We start from the raw sequence: 6,000 nt of genomic DNA on the forward strand, positions 1-6,000 counted from the left end.
CAATAGGCTCTAAAGGACTGTCAATTTCTTTAAGACACTTCTGCGTTTGAATAATAAGATTTAAATGAATATCAGAACATTGGCTTTGCGAACATCAAGTTGGTTGGTTATTATTATCTAACTTTATAACTCATGAGTTTCTAATTTAATGCAAAATTTTTCTCCAGCATGGCCTCACGGCAAGATACGATCTATTTTTGATGATGTTTTTTTAGTTACAGGTTCTAATATCACGCAACATAATGGTTTGGAGCTTCAACACAGTCGAAACATGGTCATCATTCGTGAAGGAACCCAGTTGAGCTTAATCAACACGGTGAGACTGACGGAAGAGGGGCTTCATCAACTTGAGGATTTAGGTGAAGTTAAAAATATTATCAGGATAGGAGCCTTTCATGGAAGAGACGATGCTTTTTACAAACAAACTTATAATGCAAAGCTCTATGCTTTGGAAGGGCTTCAAGATCAACACCAAACCCCTATTGATGTAATACTTCGAGCACATAGTGAACTGCCAATTGTCGATAGCTCGTTATTTATCTTTAACACATCCCAATTTCCAGAAGGTATTTTGCACTTACAAAGAAATAACGGGATTATCATTACTTGTGACAGTATCAAGAATTGGCTTAAGGCCGATGAGTATTTTAGCGAACAATCTGCCGCTGCATACAAAGAGCAAGGTTTTTTTGAAAAAGCCAGTATTTCTAAAATTTGGCAACAAGCATGTAAAGTGCAGGGGAGTGATTTTAAAAAGCTACTGTCGTATAACTTTTGCCATCTCCTCAGTGCACATGGTGAACCGCTGCTAAATACGGCATACCAAGATGTTCAGTCATCCATTCAAAAGGCATATCCAGACTAAACCTAATTATTACAGGCAATTAGGATGGGTTGAAATTGAAAAAAACGCTTTGCTTGGAAAACCCATTACTATTATGGGATCAATATTATAAAGTAATAACTAGTTGACACTATTATGTACGAACAGCAAACACCAATCCGCCAAGATTTTCTTCAAGAAGGATTTATAGAGAAGTTAAGCGACTATTTAAAACAAAATCAGTAGGTTCCCTATAGTAAATATATTGATGAATCGAGGAAAAAATGATGAAAATTGATATGCACTGATGAGTGGGAACCGCGGAATACCATGGTTGAGGGGGTACTCTTCCCTGGCAGCAGACTCACTCCAACTAACCCTTTTGCTCTATGACGCGTCATTCCAAAAAACACAACAAAGCCCAGAGTTTTTTGGATAATATGGTTTACGAGCGCAAGGTATAAATAGCATAATTTCCAAACGAAGACCGTACCCTTGTTTCCAAGTGATAGTTATCCCATATTTCCTTAAATTTCAAATCGTCCAATAAAAAATTAAGATAACTCAAATCTCGTCCATCGATAGTCATTGATGGATCCGTTTCGTCGATAACAATGATATAGGGGGGATCTTGTAAGAGATCTTGAATAACAATTTGACGCAGGAGACTTTTTCCTTCATCGGCCAACCCCCGCTTTCCATCATGCTCTAATTGAGCAATCCCGGGTAATAACCAAAATTGATGAAGTCGGAAGGAGGAGTGGAGTTGACTATAGGTCAATAAAGAGGAGTTCGGGGCCACGTAATTTGAAAAAACAACAAACGGTCCATGATTGATCTTCTGAAAGGCCATGAGGAGCTGACGAGTAGGACCCTCCGCATCGCGTTTTAATATCCACAGGTCACTAGTAACAACTACATCTAATAAAAAAGCCAGACAGAATCCAACAAGAGGGATATTCAGATATTCTGTTTTCCATATGGTTTTTATGGTCATTCGTTGCGCTATTAACTGAATATTAAACAGAGTTAATAGCATTGAAATAGCGGCGACCACTAAAAAATGATAGTAAAAAAAATGCCCTCCGATTATAAAAACCAGGAAAAACCCAAAATTACTTACCATTAACAGTTGGTATAGATTCCGGTAAGGGAAATGTTTTTGTTTTAATTGAATAATTCCCAGTAGCATAATGATGTAGAATGCTATACTCCATTGGTGAGTAAGCATGTTAAACATTGACTCTTTATAGCCCAGGTAAAATTTAAATACTAAGGGCAATATAAAACTAAAGTAGTCAGGGGTAATAATGAAACAGGCAATCAAATAAAGAATCATCACTCCAAATAAACATCCGTTTTCAATGATGAAACAGTTCCGTAAATTACCCTTTTTGCAGAGTTGCCAGCATAAAATTAAAATAAACGGAATTAAAAAGTGGGGTTTTATCGAAAATCCTATACCGGCCATGATACCTACAGTCAAGCGTAGGGATAAGGGTAATTTAAGTGTATTAATTGAAGAAATTAATAACAAATAGGGTGTAATAAGCATCAATGTCACATGTTCCCGTTGCCCAAATTCATAGCTAGGTAAGACAAGCTCACAGAACACCAAACCCCAAAAAAACAGTATCCAATATACGATGTGATTGGCCATAAGCTGCCTGAGGAAAAGATAATTTAAACTGAGTGATAAGACACTGATAGCATAGATAAAAATAAGAAAATTGCTGACCAGGTTACCTATCCAGGAAGTGACGAGAACAGGTATGGCATAAAGAAATAAAATTAAAGGGGGATTAGTTTCCATAAAATTGTGCGAGTAGGATCCACCAGAGAGCAAACGTCGAGTTACCTCAAGCAGCCAACTGACATCCCAATTAAGGTACGTCTGTGTGGTCATATAGAGGCTTATAGCTAAAAAACACAATGTTATTGGAATGAGTATTTTAAGTTCTATCTTTTCTAAGAGATTAAACCTTTCTTTGTCCATTCACTAAACTCCACCCATGATAAATTGAAGAGACAACTTGGCTAAATATCGATCTTACATTCCGGAACTTGCACTGTGATGCAAAATGACATGCACAAGTTACGTTTATTCGATTGGTATCAGGATAAATCATACATTCCAGTTCCTACTACACACAGTTACCCCTTTATTAAATTTAACTTAAATATCAATTTTCAAAGTACATTACAATCGAATGGAACAGGTTTATGCTATAATCCCACCACAAAGACGTTATGTTGTACATAATGATATAAAATACGTCTAAAGTTTTGATATTAGGTAGGAAAATATGTGGGATAAAACACCTAAAGCAGAAAGCGTGAAAAGTAATATTTTTTTTAAAGAGTTAGAAGCCAGTCAAATCATCCATTATGCGTGGATAGGGCCACCTACATACCAAGATGAACGGGCTGTTCCAGGCCATGACATAGATGGCCCCATACAATTAGCACAAAAGTTACAAAGTCAAGGCACAAGGGTGAATACCATTAAGTTTTGGTGCATTAAAGAGCATCAAGATTTTTATCGCAGCGAGTTTTTAAAAGCCAAAGTGGATATTCAAGTTTGTGCCATTGAAGATTTGGTGAAACACGAGCTGAAGGGCAATTTAGCTGAAGCCGCGCAACAATTTAAGGCGTACATGGAAAAAGTAAATTTTCCTAAATTGACCACGGTTATGAAACGAGTTGAATTCAAAGATGGTTTTTCATTATTTTTACTTTTAACACAATCAGGTTATTTTCTTGATACGAATATATTACCGCTCCGAAATCGGAAACTACTTGATTTCAGTGGTGAAAAGCAATTTACAACATCAGGGCTGCGTGAGTGGCATAGGGATTTTTTCCTCATGTATTCACCAGTAGTGAAGGATCCCACTGCCATGCAAGTATTTAAGAAATGGATTGAAAGTCCGTCCTTTGCAAATCTTGACGTTTTCAAGGATTTTAACATTCCTTTGATTTCAAATGTCACCGGGTCTAAATATGAGAGACTTGGAGTCGAAAAAATTTCTTACAGATCCTACGGTGACCGTATAGAGTTAGGTCATTTCTACTGGGTACATCCTGATCGAGTTGATTGTTTTTTACAAAAGAGGGTTTTTGCTGATATCAATAGACAAAGTCAGTCGCCGAATCTATATCTCTTGGAGAGTTGTAGTTTGCATTACTCCAACTCAGCAGACAGGGATCAATTATTCTCTTTACCTATCCAGACCGAAACTGCCTATGTTTTATCCAAGAAGGAGAAGATATATTTTATCCGATTAAAAGGCGTGCAAGTTGTTTGTGTAGAGGATTGCCTCACCAACTTGCAAGATTACTTTCCTAAAGAGGATAAGCCTAAACCGATCACAGACTCCGCTGTTACACAGATGGTCGTTTTACATCTCACTCAACCAGCATCAAAATTACACCATCCGCGATATATAAAAAATGAAAAGAACGCTACTTATTTACACGAGGCGGTACTTTTACAGCGAGCAGAGATGGTCCAAATACTTTTAGCGGATGGGGCAAATACGGATTTGCGAGCTACTTATCGGATTTTTCCAGACAATCAATGCATTGAGGTTACTGCACAAGAATTAGCTTCGTATTTAAATTATTCGGCGCTTGAAGAGGTTTTCACCAATCATTCAATGTCAATTTCACCTGGGAATAAGAGTTTCTAGGCACAAATCCAGGAGCAAAAATTTTTTAAGAGCTAAGAGGGCATCGTCAAATTACCTTATGTTAACGCAAGAAAGAGTGTCTGTTGAATTTTAGGCAATGAATATCAGCGGCAGGCCGCTTTGTTATAATGTATGTTTTATTTGATCCAATATTGATTCTTAATGATATAATTTCTTTCACTGATTGGCTGACTATAATTTAATTCAATCAGTCACCGCGACCTATCTTCTCCCTAAGGACTAATGGAGAACTGGACTTCCTAGTTTTAATTATTAAGCGGGTTTGTCGTGTAACTAGAATGATTATCGACAATAGGTGAGTAAGATGACTAAAAGTATTAAAGTAATTGGCATAATGATTGGCGCTGAATATGAGGATGTTAAACTCTATCAAATGAATGAATACTGGGAGGAAAATACTCAAAACGGAACCCATGCTGAAATTAGAAGTGCTGGCTCTAGCTGGGCTGAAGGTATTAGAGATATTATTGCCTGTCTATCGACTCAATCATGCGCTAATACTCAATTTGTTGTTGTGTATGATGTTTCTTGTCCTAATAAAGAAAACCATATAAAGAAACTTCTTGCAGGAATAAATAAAATTAAGAAAAATGATTTATTACCTACATTGATTTCTATAGGGCATGAACAATCATCATGGAGTGAAGAAATTACAGGACAAGTCTCCAGTATTAAAGAGGTTGAAAGTACCAACTCTCATAATGACTTATTCAAAAAAATTATAGAAACTGAACTACATAATACTAAAAAAGAACTTTTAGCTGCTGATGAAGCAGACGAACAGAATAAAAACACCGAGATTAATTTGCCTCAAACAGAAGATATGCCTATATCATCTCCGATGAATATTAGCATGATGGTTTTAGGTGGTTTTATTGCTGCGGCAGGAATTGCCGCTGTCGCCATCGCATTTACCGTGCTTAATGCTGCAACTTTTGGTATTGCGGGATTAGTAGTAGCCGTTGTTGGAGCTGCTGCAGCTCTTTCAGGTGTTGGGTTATTTGCTACGGGAGCCTATAAGAATAGGCAAACAACCTCTGATGAATCATTGAGTTTTTCAGGAACTTTTGCTCATCAATAAACTATTAAAAAACGTTAATGGGCAAATATATGCCAGATAGTTAACGTTGACTACATTAACTGGTGAATTCAACTTACCAATGCAACTTTTGTATATAAAAAAAACAGTGGAAGAGATTAAACTTCACGCTGTTTTAATACAGGAGTTGATTGGTGGGTTACAAGCGTTTGGATTATCTTAAGCGTTGTAAGATACAAGCTTTTTTTCATGCAGGCTATACGCAGCAAGAAATAGCAGATGAAATTGGAGTTCATAAATCGACCATCAGCAGGGAGCTTAATCGCACTTTGAAAGATTTTATCGTTAAATTCAATACCTGAACCTCGGCCTTCTATATTACCAGAGCTGTAGCCCATGCAAGTAGACTGATACTCAGGAAAATT

4 protein-coding genes and 1 pseudogene are annotated in these 6,000 nt (G+C 36.9%); 4 read left to right on the top strand and 1 reads right to left on the bottom strand.

The features are described 5' to 3' along the window. Positions 1-148: 148 nt before the first annotated feature. Positions 149-865 carry a hypothetical protein gene (locus LOX96_RS09465; protein WP_250421224.1) on the top strand — a complete coding sequence of 239 codons (717 nt, stop codon included), beginning with the start codon at positions 149-151 and terminating at the stop codon, positions 863-865. Positions 866-1,268: 403 nt separating this feature from the next. Here LOX96_RS09465 and LOX96_RS09470 read toward each other — a convergent pair whose 3' ends face one another. Continuing rightward, positions 1,269-2,819: a hypothetical protein gene (locus tag LOX96_RS09470; protein WP_250421225.1), complete on the bottom strand. Its 1,551-nt coding sequence runs from the start codon at positions 2,817-2,819 to the stop codon at positions 1,269-1,271. A gap of 310 nt (positions 2,820-3,129) precedes the next feature. On the opposite strand from LOX96_RS09470, the gene LOX96_RS09475 reads away from it, so the two are divergent. The 3 genes and pseudogenes from LOX96_RS09475 to LOX96_RS17705 all read left to right on the top strand — a co-directional run. Then, entirely contained in the window at positions 3,130-4,515 is a 1,386-nt protein-coding gene (locus tag LOX96_RS09475; protein ID WP_250421226.1) for a hypothetical protein, read from the top strand. A gap of 325 nt (positions 4,516-4,840) precedes the next feature. Continuing rightward, the gene (locus tag LOX96_RS09480) at positions 4,841-5,617 is read left to right on the top strand and encodes a hypothetical protein (RefSeq protein WP_250421227.1); all 777 of its coding nucleotides are present in this window, start codon (positions 4,841-4,843) and stop codon (positions 5,615-5,617) included. 152 nt (positions 5,618-5,769) lie between these two features. Beyond that, positions 5,770-5,907 (top strand): annotated as a pseudogene (locus tag LOX96_RS17705) (helix-turn-helix domain-containing protein); the annotation flags it as partial. Positions 5,908-6,000: the final 93 nt, after the last annotated feature.

This window comes from Legionella maioricensis, assembly GCF_023618015.1.
In the GTDB taxonomy this organism is placed as follows: domain Bacteria; phylum Pseudomonadota; class Gammaproteobacteria; order Legionellales; family Legionellaceae; genus Legionella; species Legionella maioricensis.